Source organism: Bythopirellula polymerisocia (genome assembly GCF_007860015.1).
In the GTDB taxonomy this organism is placed as follows: Bacteria; Planctomycetota; Planctomycetia; order Pirellulales; family Lacipirellulaceae; genus Bythopirellula; species Bythopirellula polymerisocia.
Genome location: NZ_SJPS01000003.1, coordinates 687,202 through 701,664, shown reverse-complemented (window position 1 = coordinate 701,664; position 14,463 = coordinate 687,202). Strand labels below are relative to the sequence as shown.

16 protein-coding genes are annotated in these 14,463 nt (G+C 53.6%); all 16 read right to left on the bottom strand.

Annotation, left to right across the window (positions count from 1 at the left end; genetic code table 11):
• Positions 1–13: 13 nt before the first annotated feature.
• Positions 14–280: a flagellar biosynthesis protein FliQ gene (fliQ, locus tag Pla144_RS12340; protein WP_146450970.1), complete on the bottom strand. Its 267-nt coding sequence runs from the start codon at positions 278–280 to the stop codon at positions 14–16.
• A gap of 22 nt (positions 281–302) precedes the next feature.
• Positions 303–1,151, bottom strand: a complete 849-nt coding sequence (gene fliP / locus Pla144_RS12335; RefSeq protein WP_146450969.1) for a flagellar type III secretion system pore protein FliP — start codon at positions 1,149–1,151, stop codon at positions 303–305.
• 3 nt (positions 1,152–1,154) lie between these two features.
• The gene (locus tag Pla144_RS12330) at positions 1,155–1,943 is read right to left on the bottom strand and encodes a FliO/MopB family protein (protein ID WP_146450968.1); all 789 of its coding nucleotides are present in this window, start codon (positions 1,941–1,943) and stop codon (positions 1,155–1,157) included.
• 144 nt (positions 1,944–2,087) lie between these two features.
• Entirely contained in the window at positions 2,088–2,609 is a 522-nt protein-coding gene (gene fliN / locus Pla144_RS12325) for a flagellar motor switch protein FliN (RefSeq protein WP_146450967.1), read from the bottom strand.
• Positions 2,610–2,674: 65 nt separating this feature from the next.
• On the bottom strand, positions 2,675–3,259 hold the full coding sequence (locus Pla144_RS12320; RefSeq protein ID WP_146450966.1) for a hypothetical protein: 585 nt from the start codon (positions 3,257–3,259) through the stop codon (positions 2,675–2,677).
• A gap of 57 nt (positions 3,260–3,316) precedes the next feature.
• The gene (locus tag Pla144_RS24600) at positions 3,317–4,072 is read right to left on the bottom strand and encodes an OmpA/MotB family protein (RefSeq protein WP_197530631.1); all 756 of its coding nucleotides are present in this window, start codon (positions 4,070–4,072) and stop codon (positions 3,317–3,319) included.
• A 16-nt stretch (positions 4,073–4,088) separates the two neighbouring features.
• On the bottom strand, positions 4,089–4,862 hold the full coding sequence (locus Pla144_RS12310; protein WP_146450965.1) for a motility protein A: 774 nt from the start codon (positions 4,860–4,862) through the stop codon (positions 4,089–4,091).
• A gap of 178 nt (positions 4,863–5,040) precedes the next feature.
• Entirely contained in the window at positions 5,041–5,244 is a 204-nt protein-coding gene (locus Pla144_RS12305) for a flagellar FlbD family protein (protein WP_146450964.1), read from the bottom strand.
• Between the two features lie 155 nt (positions 5,245–5,399).
• Positions 5,400–7,838 (bottom strand): flagellar hook-basal body complex protein, encoded by a 2,439-nt coding sequence (locus Pla144_RS12300; protein ID WP_146450963.1) that lies wholly within the window; start codon positions 7,836–7,838, stop codon positions 5,400–5,402.
• A gap of 81 nt (positions 7,839–7,919) precedes the next feature.
• Positions 7,920–8,678, bottom strand: a complete 759-nt coding sequence (locus Pla144_RS12295; protein ID WP_146450962.1) for a flagellar hook assembly protein FlgD — start codon at positions 8,676–8,678, stop codon at positions 7,920–7,922.
• A gap of 41 nt (positions 8,679–8,719) precedes the next feature.
• Complete coding sequence (locus tag Pla144_RS12290; protein WP_146450961.1) at positions 8,720–10,120, bottom strand: flagellar hook-length control protein FliK; 1,401 nt, start codon at positions 10,118–10,120, stop codon at positions 8,720–8,722.
• 41 nt (positions 10,121–10,161) lie between these two features.
• The gene (locus tag Pla144_RS12285) at positions 10,162–10,860 is read right to left on the bottom strand and encodes a hypothetical protein (protein ID WP_146450960.1); all 699 of its coding nucleotides are present in this window, start codon (positions 10,858–10,860) and stop codon (positions 10,162–10,164) included.
• On the bottom strand, positions 10,848–11,306 hold the full coding sequence (gene fliJ, locus Pla144_RS12280) for a flagellar export protein FliJ (protein ID WP_146450959.1): 459 nt from the start codon (positions 11,304–11,306) through the stop codon (positions 10,848–10,850). The genes Pla144_RS12285 and fliJ overlap by 13 nt, the downstream gene beginning before the upstream one ends.
• Before the next feature lie 14 nt (positions 11,307–11,320).
• Entirely contained in the window at positions 11,321–12,664 is a 1,344-nt protein-coding gene (locus Pla144_RS12275) for a FliI/YscN family ATPase (protein ID WP_146450958.1), read from the bottom strand.
• Positions 12,665–12,687: 23 nt separating this feature from the next.
• Positions 12,688–13,353, bottom strand: coding sequence for a FliH/SctL family protein (locus Pla144_RS12270; RefSeq protein ID WP_146450957.1), 666 nt, complete (start codon positions 13,351–13,353; stop codon positions 12,688–12,690).
• A 10-nt stretch (positions 13,354–13,363) separates the two neighbouring features.
• Positions 13,364–14,461, bottom strand: coding sequence for a FliG C-terminal domain-containing protein (locus tag Pla144_RS12265; protein WP_197530630.1), 1,098 nt, complete (start codon positions 14,459–14,461; stop codon positions 13,364–13,366).
• Positions 14,462–14,463 lie beyond the last annotated feature (2 nt).

The following is a 14,463-nucleotide window of genomic DNA, read 5'->3' as shown; positions in this document are numbered from 1 at the left end:
CCGTTTCTTATTGCTACAGAGTGTTGGGAATGTTCGAGATCAACTCGGTCGAGTAGCTTAACAGTTGATTGAGAATCCAGGGTAACGCCAGCGCCAGAGCGACGACCATCGCGACAAGCTTGGGCACGAATGCAACGGTTTGCTCCTGGATCTGAGTCAATGCTTGCAGTAGGCCGATAAGCAAACCCACCACCATGCCGGCGAGGAGAATCGGCGCAGCGACCAAGGAGGCTATCAAGAGTGCTTGGCGAGCTAGATCGATTGCTTCTTGCGGATCCACGGTGCGTTTCTTCCACACTTAACTAGATGGGAATATAAAAGCTTTCGAGCAGCATCTGAACGACCAGCGTCCAGCCGTCTACCAGGACAAACAGCAGCAATTTGAACGGCAGAGATATCAACACGGGCGGCAACATCAACATCCCCATCGAGATCGTGATACTGGCCACCACAATGTCGAGAATCACAAAAGGAAGGTACACCTGAAAGCCGATCAAAAATGCCGTCTTCAGTTCACTCAGCATGTAGGCCGGCAAGAGTGCTTGCAGGGGAACGTTTTTCTCCCCGCTAGTCGCGCCGTAGTAGACGTAGTCGGGATACTCGCCCGTCGTCGGATCGATCTCCCCCGGCATATACTTCAGGAAGAGATAGACATCATCATCGTTTTCGGTTCTTTCGATTTGGGCAGCCATGAATCGCCGCACGGGTTCAGTGCCCCGCTCCCAAGCGGTTTCAAGGCCAATCTCTTTTTCTGTGTATGGTTTGATCCCTTCGTCGTAGACCGCAGTCCACACGGGTGTCATCAACAGCATGGTCATGAAGAGCGCGATCGATGTGATCACTTGGCTGGGAGGCAATTGCTGGGTGCCAATGGCCTGCCGCAACAGTCCCAGAACCACGAGGATCCGCACGAAGCTGGTGGTCATCAGCAACAGCGCAGGTGCCAGGCTGACTACCGTCAGCAGCAGCATGATCTGAATCGATGATGTGAGTCCCTCGGGGCTGGTCCATTCCTGGGGGCCACCCCCAAGAACACTGGGGAGCAAGCCAGCCGGTCCTGCAGTCGTCTGCGCTACAGTCTCTCCGACCGCGAAAACCCCCAAGAGGGCTCCGGTGAAAAGCAGCAGTCGAATTGGCGATCGCAAGTTCATAGATTACTTGCCAAGGAAGCCGTGCGCTGGCTCCTTGGACATCTGTTGGAGAATTTTCTGGAATTCAGCCGATGAGCTTCGAGAGTTTGATTTCATGCAGAGCGCCGTGAGCCGCTCCACTTCCGCTTGCTCGGTGACTTCGGTGATGGTCTGGATGCTATCCGGAGTAACAGCGACGAGCACCAGCTTGGATCCGACCTGGATCAGATTTGCAAAGTGACGTCCGGCCAGAGGGACTCGGCCCAACACGGCCACAGCATTGGAGGGGAGGGGAGTCGAAGCGTTCGGCTTGCCTTTGCGAACCAGGGCGACACATAGCAGAAACAGCCCCACAACCAATGCGAGTCCAGTTCCCGCCGTTCCAAGTGATTCCAAGTTCGGCACTTTGAAAGGCAATGTGCCAGGACGAGTCTCTGGATTTCCACCTTCAGTGGGGACATCCACATACTTTGAGGGGGGAGCCAATCGACGTTTGTCCGGCCTTGCAGTTACTTCTTCGACCTCTACATGGGACGTCGGAGCAATTGCAGGATCATAGTGTACCTCTGGGCCAGGCAGAGGTGCTGGGGGGAGAGTTTGAGGAGCAATTTGGTAGACAGGTTCCGGAGTCGCCGCGGCTGTATAGATCGCAGGGGCAGGTGACTCTGCCACGTTCTCCCGATCGTAGGAAAACAAGACTTGAGACCCAGCTTCCGGCGGAAGCGTCTGTTGTGCAGAGGCAAGTTCCGCGGCCACAAAGCATGAGACTAGTGCCGCGGCAAGTTGCAGAAAAGTAGAATGTCGTAGAACCATCGACCGGCCTCGAGCTGGGAGAGCACCGGCAATGTCTGGCAGGGGAGTTCCTGCTTTCCGGCGCAGGGGCGCTTATAGATTTCGCCCGGTATTGAGGCCAGATCAATTGTTGCATGCCAGGGGACTAGCTTAGCTAGCAGTCCCTTAAGCCGCTTCGCCGACGATCAGTTCTGCTACGCGAATACAGAAATTGTCGTTGAGGACTAGCACTTCGCCTCGGGCGACGAGTCGGCCATTGACGAAGATGTCGGCCGGATCCCCGGCGAGCTTATCCAGGGGCACGACGGCTCCTTTGCGAAGCTGGAGCACATCTTCCAGATGCATGTGGGTACGACCTAGCTCGATCGTCATATCGAGCTGCACATCCCGCATGAGTTCGAGCGTGGCAACCTCGGCATTGGCCACCGATCCTCGGAATTTTTCGAACTCGAAGGACCTGATGCCGGCAGGGAGTGCTTGCAGTGGATCACTCGGGGCGCCGTCGATCGAGGCTAATGCCTGCTCTGCTTTGTTGAGCAAGAGCTCGATGTCGTTGGCCGGTGAATCGACGCCTGCTGCCGTGGCAGGATGTTGCCCGGCGGAGGAATCTGGCTGAACACCACTGCCAGCTGGAGGGGTAAGCTCGTCTGCCTTGTCCTGTGCAATTGGTCCTGATTCGTCCGCCATGAAAATCCCTTTCGAATGCGGTTTGCTAGCACCCAAGTTGGTCGCCTTTATCCGTATCGGCATCCCTAGCGTTCAATGAACGAGAACTTACTGAAAATCGCTTCATGAACGAGTGCCTTGCCGAGCGTACGATTGACTTTCTCCAATATCTTACGTTTGATCAAGTCCAAGTCAGGATCGCTGAGGTCGGAGATGTCGGCTCCACGCACAGTTACGAGGATTTGCTCCCGAAGTCTGCGCTCGTTTTCGGTGTAGAGTTGCAGGAATTCCCCCTCTTCGCTTGCTAGCACGGTGCCAAATAGATCGAAATCGACATTGAGACTGCTACCGGTGTCAGCATCGTAGGTTACCACATGGAAAGTTCCCAGACTCACCTCACGCATGTTGTAAATAGCAATCTCGGCAGACTCTTTAGCAGGTGCAGCCGAAGAGCCATCATCTGTGTCGGCAGTGCTTTCAGCGGTGACCAATTTCTCCGCTATCTTGGACGTCTCTGCGGAAGTGGGCATCAACATGGATACACCAACTACCTGCAGTATTACCAAGACTGACAGCAGAGCGAGAGCCTTGACCAGGGTCATGATCCCTGATTTCTTGATCTTAGCTGCTTCCGTGCTGGGAGCTTCTTCCGTTGGGATTGGTGCGGCCATGATTAGACTTTGAGGTGTTGGTAGGATTAATGTTTTCCGATGGGAGCCAAACAAACTTCAGAGTGTAGGTGAGTTCATAACGGCCGGTCTCAGCGAGCCATCCAGATCGGACACACGTTCGTCCCACATCAGGATTTGGACTCGCGAGTTCTTTTTCAGTCGATCGGGATCGACTCCGTTGTACAAGGGTTCATGCGCTTCGGCGTTTCCAAGGCGAATTCGATTTGGCTCGATTCCCTGTTCAATCAGGAATTTCATCGTGCTATGCACGCGTCGATCTGCCAGATCCCAGAGGTCTTGGATCCCGCTTTTCGGATCTACTGGCTTTCGCGAGGTGTGTCCACGAATTTCGATTTTTTGTGGTTTGCCGGCTAATTGTTCGATAATCCGTATCAAATCGCGCTTATTGTCTTCGGTGAGATCTGTTGCGTTTTCGTCGAAGTAGATCACGCCGCCGATCGAAGAATCGTCGCCAGGTCGGACGATCTGCACTTTCTCATGGTCTCCGACGACGGCCTTCACTTCTTGCCCACCATTCTTGATGTCTTTTTTCTGTGAACGACCCATCGAGTAAATCGGATTGGGCATCTGGGCACCGCGAGATCGGCTCTCGCCGGGCACCATTTCTTTGCCAAATTCATGGGCTCCGAATTGTTGCCGAAACGACTCGACCATGGCCTGAAACTTCTCGTCCTCCTTCATCTCGCTCATCGAGACGAGCATGATAAAGAACGTCAGCAACAGCGACATCATGTCGCCAAAGGTGACTACCCATTCTGGGATCCCCGGTGCTGGTTCTTCTTCAACTGCCATGTTTTACTCGAATCGACTAAGCCGCTTGGCTTTCCTTGGCTCTCAACTTCGGAGGAATAAATGTATTGAGTTTTTGCTCGATTACGCGAGGATTTTCACCGGATTGGATCGCCATGATGCCGCGCACGATGATCTCCATCGCAAGGAGTTCTTGCTTGTTGGTAAACCCAAGTTTTTCTGCGAGGGGAAGAAACACTACATTCGACATGATTGCCCCGTAAAGTGTCGTTAGCAATGCTACTGCCATACCCGCACCGATTTTCGAGGGATCGCTCATGTCACCCAGCATAATGACCAGCCCCATCAATGTGCCTATCATGCCAAACGCCGGAGCAAAACGCCCCATACAATCCAGCACCGATTTGCCATCGCGATGCCGAGTGGCTACCGCATCCAATTCGGTTCGCATGATGTCTTCCATCACCTCTGGTCTTGTGCCATCAACGGCCATCTGGATACCGAGTACGACGAAAGGATTACTGATATCAGCCAGACGACTTTCGAGAGCCAGCAGTCCATCGCGGCGTGCCGTTTCTGCCAGACTCACGAGCTCTTCGATCAAGTTGGGAATCGAATCGAGCTTATAAAAAACCGTTTTAAGAGAAACTTTGAATACGCCGAAGAAGTTTTTGAGGGGAAAGGAAATCAGCGCCGCGGCGATCGATCCCCCGACCACGACACAAACCGAGGGGAGATCGTAAAACGCTTCAAACGAACCGCCACCGACCACAATTGATCCCAGGATCAATGTGAAGGCGATGATAATTCCAAATACTGTGGCGATGTCCATAGGTTGGAGCGGCTAGAAAGGGTCTTTAATTTGTCCTGGGGGGTGGGCAGTCCCGGCTTAGAGCCTGGGAAAACATAGCTTTTCGTTACTGGCGGGAGCGGTTGGAAGTCGCTCGATTTACTGATATTGGCTAGCAGCACCTGCGCGAATCGTACAGGAACTCCCTGTCTTAATCCGCTTATCCGACACAATCGACCGGAAGTACTCGCTTGTTGCGATGGTACTCAAGGGTTCGGCGCATCACTTCCTCGGGTGTCTCAGCGACCACAATGCGATCGTTGGACATGAGTGTGATAAATGTGTCAGGGCGCTGTTCGATATACTTAATTAACTCGGCGTTGAGGATGAAAGCCTCTCCATCGAGTCGAGTGAGTTTGATCATGGATCATGCCTCGGGTTAGGAAAACCATTTTCTGCCCAATTCTAGGTTGCGAATTCCCAACATAGTCGCCTTTCGCTCCGCGAAAGTAACGCTACTTTCGCGGAGCGAAAGGCGACTTAAAAACCTTCAGGCCCTACTAATCCGTCTGAACCCTACTACCTGCGCAGGGCCAGCAGTTCGTCGAGCAGTTGCTGGACGGCCGTGATCACGCGGGCTCCCCCTCGATATTGGGTGGAGGCCAAGATCAATTCGATCAAGTTCTGACCAATGTCAGTATTGGAAAGCTCCACGGCTCCGGCAGTAATATTGCCCAGGCCATTGGCACCCGGGTCGCCTTGGATGGGCAGCCCCGAGTTCACCCCTGCGGCAAACATGTTGTCGCCCACTTGTTCAAGACCACCATTATTGGCAAACCGAGCCATTCGCAGTTGACCCAAATCACGTGCGCTACCGTTGCTGAACACGCCTTGGATCAACCCCGTTTCGGTGATGATAAAACTGGACAACGTGCCGGCGGCAAAGCCATCCTGCCGACTAGCGCTAAGTTCATTGGCGCCCGTACTCAAGCCGGTCACCTGGGAGAAATCAAGCTGGAAGAGCAGGGGGGATGCCGAGGGAGATTGCCGGCGATCAATCGCGACCGAGTCCTCCGTTACAGAAACAATGTTTCCGTTGCCATCCGTCTTGATAACCCCGGTACCGACAACCGTGCTATTGCCGGTTTCTGGTTCGTTGTCGGGTGAGGTGGCAATGTAGCGGAATTCCGCCCCATTACTCGTTTTTCGTTCGAGAACAGTTGTTACCCGAACACTCAGGGGAATTCCCAGGCTGTCATAAACGATGAACTCTGCGGAACCTCCCTCGCCATTAACGGGGGTCGAATCAGAATTGGTAGATGTAAAATCTAGAGGCAGCGATGATTTCGATCCAGTTAGATCGGTCAACTGAAAAGCCGACAGATTGATGTCGAGGGCATTCTGAATACCCAGATTTGAGGTGAACTGAAGGCGACTATCTTGGATGGTTCCCCCGTAGTTGATCGATCCATCGAAGGAGTCCTCATTGGCAGTCTTAAGCACGCCCATCGATTGTTCCATAAAGGTAATCAGGTCGCCCACGGTAGTGGTACTCGTGATTGTAAATTGCTTCGTGGCAAGATCACGACCACCCTTGGCCCCGGTAAAATCCAACACTCCTTCCTTAAAGAGATTCGTATAGTTTGATCCATCGCGAGAAATTACCTCAATCAAAGGCAATGCGAAAGAAATCTCTGGGCCATCCAAATTAATCTGAGGCGCAGAAGCGATCGCAGAATCGGGCGAACTATCCATGAACGAAATGTTGTCCGGTGCAAACGTCGCCACTTGCGTAGGATTGATTTCTCCTACCAGACGGAACTCGTTTTGACTGTTTGCCTGATTTCGATAAATACGTACCCCGTCGAAACTGCCTGAGTTCGGATCGTTGGTAGGAGAGGGAATGTTATCCAAGCGAATATAAGGACTTGTGGTGGCATCCGCCGACACAGGCCCAAAGCGAGCAGAGGGACGCGTTTCGGTCCCGCTTGTGGAGTTGTAGTAGGTCACATAGTAGCTGTAGCTGCCATTGTTCAGTCCCCCCGAGACGAGCGAAGCCCCCAGGGAACCGGTGTCTGTTATGTCACTGTATGAAGTCGTGCCTGCGGAAACCGAATCTACAAACCTAAAATCGTCGTCACCGTTGAGATCACGATAGATCCGAATGTCAGTGAATTCACTCGTTCCTGCTGGCTGAGGGATTGAGCTGAGGTCGATTTGTCCCGTTCCTCCTGCGGAGAGATTGATCGTGCTGGTGACATTCGAAGGCGGGCCCTCATTTCCGTCTCCATCGACAAACGTCACACGATAGCGGTAGTTTCCATTGCCAATGCTCCCACCGAGAGTAGCCGAAAGCGTGGTCGTTTCATTGGGCTTCGACAATGCACCAGCCGACGATGTATTCGCAGGCACCTCCTTGGTGCCGTCGCTGAGGACATCCGACTGGATGATGCCAGGCACCGAGCCGACTTCACTGCTTGGATCGAGCGAGCCTTCTAGGAATACATTTTCCGTTGGCTGGGCGACTGCCGCCGCACCCAGCGGTATGCTGATCGGCTTGAGAACGGTTGGCTGAATCTCAAAGTTGGAATCGACGCCAAAGCCTAGCACGCGTTGTCCCGTGCTGGTGACGATCTCATTGTTGGCATTAGTCTTGAACTGACCGTTGCGCGTGTAAAGTTGCGATCCACCAGACCCTTCGACGATATAGAAACCATCTCCCTGGATCGCCAGGTCAAGCGGACTGGAACTGATTTCTACCGTACCCTGAGTAAATTTAGGAGTAATCTCGGCGACCTTCACACCCAGACCAATCTGACGGGGATTCGTACCACCCCGGCCGGTAGTGGGTGCCGAGCCGATGCTTTGTGTCTGTAAGAATTGCGTTGCAAAGTTGACGCTCGATTCCTTGAAGCCGACCGTCTGTGAGTTGGCCACATTGTTGCCTACCACGTCGATGGAAGTCTCGGCGGCGGTCAGACCTGTTAATGCTGTACTGAGTGCGGATTGAAGGCCCATTTTATTGTCTCCCAGTTATGGAGTTCGGTGATTTATTAGTTGTTCGTTGTCCGTGGTCATTTGAACTTTTGACTCTCGACCCTAACGTGGTGGTCGTATCTCTCCCACATTATTTAGGCTTACCTCAAAGCTGCGATTCGGCTGATCGATAAGCTGTGGGGTTCGAGTCAGAGTTGTTCCAGAGAGGGCATCATCCTTTGTGGTATCCAGATAGCTTGAAGTCTTGCCATCGGCGAGCGAGCCGACGAAGTAATACGGACCATTGCCACCGGACTTCGTGCGGTAGACTTGTTTTGCGCGGTCCGTGACAGGCAAATTGCTAATCTGAATCGATTGTTCGTCTTCAGTGACGTCGACAGGCGCGTCGGTCTCCACGCCAAACAGTATTCCATCCTCGTTTTCCCACACAATGCGATAGCTATACTGGCCCGATTCGAGGTCGCCTGGCTCATCAGAGATAGCCACTTTTGAGCCTTCTTCCAAATGAAGTTTCGGCTGGCCATTGGAAATCGTGATACGATTCACGAGTCCTGAGACACGCTGATTGTCGTCAGAGATGGCTTCGATCTCGGCACCGATCAAACTCGTGGCGCTCGTGATGTTTTGGCCCAGCAGAACAGCATCGAGTGTTGATGTGAGTTTCTCAGTTGCACCAACTTCACGAATCTGACTGATCTGAGCCAGCAATTGGTCGTTTTCGAGCGGGTTGAGTGGATCCTGGTTCTGCAACTCAGAAATCATGAGTTTCAAGAAATCATCGAGATCAACATCGTTGATCGCGTTAGCTGTCGAGGCTTTGCTCGGGTTGGTCAAATTGCTGAGATTGGTTACTTGGGACATGACTTTGGTCTCTGTGTAGGGAAGGGGACCCCTGGTTGGTTTTAGATTCTTACGTCGAGGCTATCTGGGGAGGGATTCAATAGGGATCGCGAAACTCGCGAGGTCGTTACTTCTGGCTGAGCGGACATGCGGTTGCGTTGTGCTGTATTGCCGCGGCTTGATTCATCGCGCGATTGACGGTCTTCCGTGCCCGACTGACCCTGCCCCCCATCGCGGCGGATATCCACTTCAAACTTCTCGATGCGGATTTCCTGTTCTGCCAGGCGCTGTCGTAGGGCAGGCAAGTTGTCCAGCAACACGCGTCGGGCATCAGCGGTTTCCGCCTCCAATTTGGCCGTAAGGACACCGCTCCGGACTGCGATTTCAATTTTCAGTGAGCCTAATTCTGGAGGACTCAACCTCAACTGGATTTCGCCATTGTCTTGCTGCGCCGTTCGAAAGGCATTCGCCACACGCTGGACGAACCGGCCCCGATCGACTGTAGTTACAGCCGGTTCAGTACGAGAATGTGACTGTGAAGCCTCGGTGCGAGCTTGTGTTGCCGAGCTTGTGATTTGTACGGCGGTCGCGCTGGAGGAACTCGGTCCGCCGCTGGAAGCTGGACCTGGAGACGAGTTGTCCGTCGCCAGTTGTCCGAGGTCCGTCGCTGCATCAACAACGGGCGTCGGTCGTTGAGCCGCGGTGCTGACCTTTGGCTCGCCCGTCTCGCTAGATGGATTAGCCTCTAGCTGATTCGAAGACGTATCATTGGATTCACTCCGCAGGCGAGTTTCCTGCTTTGCAGCCGGTTGTGGGTTTTCTGCTTGTGATTTCACCGCCGATTGCGATGCTTGATTGGGAAGCTTTGCAGTGGAGGCTAGTCCCTCGTTCTCATGTGTTTCGACCTCCGCGTCGGCCAAGGCAGATCCTGCCTCGGCCTGTTGGTCTTCAGAGCTCGATTCCTCATGAGAAAGGGTTTTCAGGGTTGATTCGGCCTGCGGCTGCTCTGAATCTTCGTTGGTCCCCTCGGCATTCGCTTCTAATCCCTGCACTGGGGCTTCCACTTGAGGTTCCTGGGAATCGACAGACTGCAATGTCGTCGCCGCAACGGCGGCTTCGGTAAGAATTAGTTCGTCCTGGTCGTCTTCGGGTTTCTCGCTTGCTTCTACCTTTTGGCTTTTGGCCACGGGTTGTTCGTCAGCAGCCTTTTCGGCGTCGCCCCTATCTTCCGGGTTCGCAGCTTGTTCTTGATCTGGAGTTTTCGCCGGTTCGTTTGAGGGAGCGGATTCGGGCTGGGCCGATTCAGGCTCTTGTTTCGGGATAGGTTTGTCGGCCGCAGTAACAGGCGTAGTGGCTTTGTGGAGAAAGCGGTCAAAATCCTTGGATGGTTCAGCCGGCACTACCGATGCAGTAGCAGTCGGCGCGACGATATTCAAGAGACTGCTTATGGAAGTGGTGCTCATAGTGATCCTAGGAAGTTTGCAAGCGCGTAATCAATGCGGCCCTATAGATTGTCTTGTGATTTGAGTTTATTGAGTTCGTTGAGCTGGTTTTCCACGTAAGGTTTCACGGGGTCACCATCCAACATGTGCCTGTGGAGATCTGCGAGGATATCAAGGTCTTCGGGCTCGAAGGTCTTGATGATGTCACTTCGTTTCTTGGGAGACATGCCATTGAGGATCAAGATCACCTGATGCATGCGATCTTCTTCCCTTAGCATTTTGATCAACAAGGGCTTTGCTTGTTTTTTGGGATTCATGTTTTGAATCTGTTCGCGGACCGATCTGAGTCCTTCGTCGAGGGCTTCCTGTTTGATCTCTGTGAGAAAGTGCTCTACTTCCGTCTTGTAATTCTGGTAGCGTGCGCTGGCCGTACTCAATTGCTTAAACTGCGAGTCAAAGTCATCCAGCAAGCGGATCAGGTCGTCCCGCTTGGCTTGAAGCTGGAGCGTAGCCATTTGCGAGGCTTCTTGTCGGCGTTCAAATGAATCCTCTTCACGGGGAACATCCAGCTGTTCTTCGGAATGTGCCTTCGCAATCTTGTCGAGATCCACGTCATGCATAATTGCGACGATACGAAATACTTTTTCGTCGTCGAGTTTTCCTGAGTTACGCAGGTAGCCATAACTTCCCAGCGCAGTGATAACCGTTGCCGTCGAGAGAAAACCTATCAGTGGAAAGGCAAAGCGAATTAATGCACCCATGCGCTATCCTCCTGTTGGCAGCGCGAGGCTACCTCGTCTAACAGCTTGGTCTCAGTAAGTCGTGCTTGCTGTTGATGATCTGCCAACTGCCGTGTTCGGAGTTTATCAAGAACCTTTACTTGCCGATCCGCCTCCACGACCGACTGTCGCCGCTGTTCAGACTCCTCAGCCAAAATGCGTGATTGCTCTCGCATGGTTTTTTGTTGAGCTAAGAGCACTGCCTGGTATCGTTGGGCAGTTAGTATTCCGTTGACATCGGTCACCCCTCCCACAACTGCCGCCCGGCGCGAGGCTTCTAACTCTGCAAGCTCATCACCCACTTGCCCGAGTTGCTGCTCGAGTATCTGGTGGGCTTGGATCGCTTCAGCCAATTTCAACCGCAACTCGTCGCGATGAATCTCGCGGAGTTTTTCGAGTGTTGCCAATCGAAATCGGAATCGAGCCATAGGGGTTTATTGCGCTAAACCTGGGGTGAAACGGTGGTTGCTTGCAAGTGATTGCTGCACGCCTGGGCCAGAGTGCTGACGGCAGCCTGGACTTCTGCGAGTGGCTGTTGTGTGTCGACGGCTTGACGCAGAAGGTCGTGAATTTCTTTTTTCATCGCGACAGCTACGTCTAATTCGCGATTGGTTCCCTTGCGGTAGGCCCCTATCGAAAGCAAGTCTTCATTCTCATGAAGCACCGAGAGCAATTGCCGCAAAACACGGACTGAAAGTTGGTATTCGCGCGGAGTAATCTCGGTCATTAATCGGCTAATGCTCCGCAAGATGTCGATAGCAGGAAAATGCCCCCGCTCGGCTAGCCGTCGCGAGAGCCAGACATGCCCGTCCAGCAGACCTCGCATTGTGTCTGCGATCGGTTCGTTTTCGTCGTCTCCTTCGACCAACACGGAGTAGAATGCCGTAATGCTCCCCCGCTTGGTGCGTCCAGCACGTTCCACCAGGCGTGGCAACATACTGAACACCGAGGGAGGAAATCCCCTTGTAGTGGGAGGTTCGCCCGCTGAGAGTCCGATTTCCCGTTGGGCCAGAGCGAATCGAGTCACAGAGTCCATGATCAGGAGAACGTTCTTGCCGGCATCTCGAAAGTATTCCGCGATCGTAGTCGCCGTGGAGGCCGCCTGTACACGTAAGAGTGCCGGATCGTTGCTGGTGGCCACGACAACCACGCTCCGCGCCAAACCGGCGGGGCCTAGCTCACGGTGGATGAATTCATTAACTTCGCGACCACGTTCGCCGATGAGTCCGATGACCGCGACCTCGGCATCTGTATAGCGCCCCATCATTCCCATGAGCACACTCTTGCCGATACCTGATCCAGCAAAAATTCCCAACCTTTGCCCTCGACCACAGGTCAACAAGCCATCAATCGCACGAACTCCGGTGGCCAGAGGTGCATCAATTCGCGGTCGCTCGGTTGCAGGCAGTGGTTCGCCTTCTAGGGATCGGCGTTCCTGCAGCATTGGCTGGGGGCGTCCATCGATACATTGACCCCGCGCATCGACGACTCGTCCGAGCAGGTCGTTGCCAACCCGCAATGTGTGTGACGTACGCACGAGCCGTACTGAACTTCCACGCCGAATTCCTTCCATTCGGCTTAATGGCATGACAAGGGTATGCTTGTCCCGAAATCCAATTACCTCTGCCTCGACTGCATCGCCGGATTGTTTTTCAATATTCACCACAGCACCGATGGGGACCGGAAAATCGGCCACGGCGGCGGTCAAGCCAATAGTCTGAGCTACACTGCCGGTGATGCCGGCGAGTAGGGCAGAATCGAGATGGGGGGGGTAAGCGGTTCTCATATTTCCGTTAGCATGAATGCTGCTCAGGTCATTTCCTCGGCAAGCCGCTGAAGTTGTGTTTCCAATTGCATGTCGATGACGCCAAACTTGGTCTCGACTCGGCAGCCACCCGCGGTAATTTCTTCGTTGGGTACAATTCGCGCAGGTGCTGCGGGGCTCATTGTTTCAGTTAATCGTTGGACTTGGTTCCGCAGCGTGTTTAAATCACTTGCGTTCAGATGCAGTGTGATTTCTGCCGCGTTCCCAGCCAGTTCGAGTGATTCGCGGATCCAGGTGAGTGGAATCTCTGGCCGATTGCTGATTTCACGTCGCACAATGCGAGCGGCGATACTGCATGCCAGGTCGATGATTGCCCCTTCCCAATGATGCTGCCAGTCAGCGCGTGAATCCACGATTTGCCCAATCGCTGCTTGAAGAGCAGGGGATAGGGATCGCATCTGTTTGGCAACCTTTTCGTCTAAAATCTGTTCGATTGCTTCTTGAGCGGCCTGGCGTCCCGCGGCTTCTGCCTGCGCGCGGACGGTGGCTGCTTCTTGTTTCGCTTTTTGAACGATCTTCGTTGCCTCGGCACGAACGCGGTCGAGATAGTTCTCCGCCTGGCCAGAGAAGTCTGTCAGGTCATAGGCCACTTCGCGCACTGGTTGCCCAGTCGCAAAAGCTTGTGAGTCGTTCTTGATGATGGTGGCCATGGGGTAATCTCTAGAAGGATTTCATCTTGCTTGCCGTATGCAGCAATTCTTGCTGTGCGCTAACTATATCGCTGATACGTATGGGACCGATCTCACGAAGCGACTGGCGAAATAGTTTTGCCTCGCGTCGCGACTGTCCCGCCAGCACTCGCTTGAGCAGCTTTTCACTTGCACCCACCAAGGCCAAGCGGACCACTTGGGCTTCGCACTGAGATAAAGCGGACAATAAGGTGCCCGAGTCAAGCGACTCAAGTCCCGCCGCGCATTGTTCGGTGGTGTAACTCGCGAAAGGGTTCTTGGGAGGTGCGGGAGCCTTGGCTGGCTGAGGCGGAACGATTCTTGGTGCAGATTGCACCAACGGAGGTGAAAGTTTGCGTTCTGGCGTTTGAATAGCTGTTTTCTGAGGCGACGGGTGAACAGCCTCTCTTGCCAGTTTCAGTGCAAATACCGAGTTGTTTTTATTGAACTCGGCGAGTATTTTGTTTCTCTGTGCTGGAGGTGTCTTACTCATGATTCGTTCGACCATGTCCATTCCGGCAGACATCCGTGCTTTGCGTTCTCGTTGTTCACTAATCCAGCGTGCCACTTGCGACTCTACCACTTGGACACTCTCATCATCGATCGTGTCGAGTTCGGCCAGACGTTGCATAATGTCGGCTTGGATAGAGGGAGAAAACTTGCCGAGGACTTCGACGGCCCGCTCCGTATCGAGCCGCGATAGAACGAGCGCGATTGTTTGTGGATGTTCGTCAACGAGCATTTCGACAATGAACTCGGTGTCCGCCTCGGAAAGAGTTTCCAGGGGGCGACGAGGTGACTCCGTCGGCGGACTATAATTGTCACGCTGGATCCGTTCTTGCAGAGTAAGATCGAGTTCGACGCCTTCACTACTGGGCATCATGGATTGGGAAAAGTTGCGGCGGAATTCCCGCAGAATCTCCCGCTGTTCCTCGGGATCGATCTCAGCAAGTTGCTCGACACGTTGGCGGACGATCTCCGCTTGATCGGCTGGCAGGCTGGATAGAACGCGTTCGCTCCACTCTTCATCAAGACAGGCGATCAGGATGGCGACCTTGCGGAGCGGATTGTCTCGGATAGTATCGATCATCT

What these genes read in the sequence shown, in the direction of transcription:
- fliP (WP_146450969.1), bottom strand. Translation starts at nt 1,151, where the DNA reads ATGAACTTGCGATCGCCAATTCGACTGCTGCTTTTCACCGGAGCCCTC.
- Pla144_RS12330 (WP_146450968.1), bottom strand. Translation starts at nt 1,943, where the DNA reads ATGGTTCTACGACATTCTACTTTTCTGCAACTTGCCGCGGCACTAGTC.
- fliN (WP_146450967.1), bottom strand. Translation starts at nt 2,609, where the DNA reads ATGGCGGACGAATCAGGACCAATTGCACAGGACAAGGCAGACGAGCTT.
- Pla144_RS12320 (WP_146450966.1), bottom strand. Translation starts at nt 3,259, where the DNA reads ATGGCCGCACCAATCCCAACGGAAGAAGCTCCCAGCACGGAAGCAGCT.
- Pla144_RS24600 (WP_197530631.1), bottom strand. Translation starts at nt 4,072, where the DNA reads ATGGCAGTTGAAGAAGAACCAGCACCGGGGATCCCAGAATGGGTAGTC.
- Pla144_RS12310 (WP_146450965.1), bottom strand. Translation starts at nt 4,862, where the DNA reads ATGGACATCGCCACAGTATTTGGAATTATCATCGCCTTCACATTGATC.
- Pla144_RS12305 (WP_146450964.1), bottom strand. Translation starts at nt 5,244, where the DNA reads ATGATCAAACTCACTCGACTCGATGGAGAGGCTTTCATCCTCAACGCC.
- Pla144_RS12300 (WP_146450963.1), bottom strand. Translation starts at nt 7,838, where the DNA reads ATGGGCCTTCAATCCGCACTCAGTACAGCATTAACAGGTCTGACCGCC.
- Pla144_RS12295 (WP_146450962.1), bottom strand. Translation starts at nt 8,678, where the DNA reads ATGTCCCAAGTAACCAATCTCAGCAATTTGACCAACCCGAGCAAAGCC.
- Pla144_RS12290 (WP_146450961.1), bottom strand. Translation starts at nt 10,120, where the DNA reads ATGAGCACCACTTCCATAAGCAGTCTCTTGAATATCGTCGCGCCGACT.
- Pla144_RS12285 (WP_146450960.1), bottom strand. Translation starts at nt 10,860, where the DNA reads ATGGGTGCATTAATTCGCTTTGCCTTTCCACTGATAGGTTTTCTCTCG.
- fliJ (WP_146450959.1), bottom strand. Translation starts at nt 11,306, where the DNA reads ATGGCTCGATTCCGATTTCGATTGGCAACACTCGAAAAACTCCGCGAG.
- Pla144_RS12275 (WP_146450958.1), bottom strand. Translation starts at nt 12,664, where the DNA reads ATGAGAACCGCTTACCCCCCCCATCTCGATTCTGCCCTACTCGCCGGC.
- Pla144_RS12270 (WP_146450957.1), bottom strand. Translation starts at nt 13,353, where the DNA reads ATGGCCACCATCATCAAGAACGACTCACAAGCTTTTGCGACTGGGCAA.
- Pla144_RS12265 (WP_197530630.1), bottom strand. Translation starts at nt 14,461, where the DNA reads ATGATCGATACTATCCGAGACAATCCGCTCCGCAAGGTCGCCATCCTG.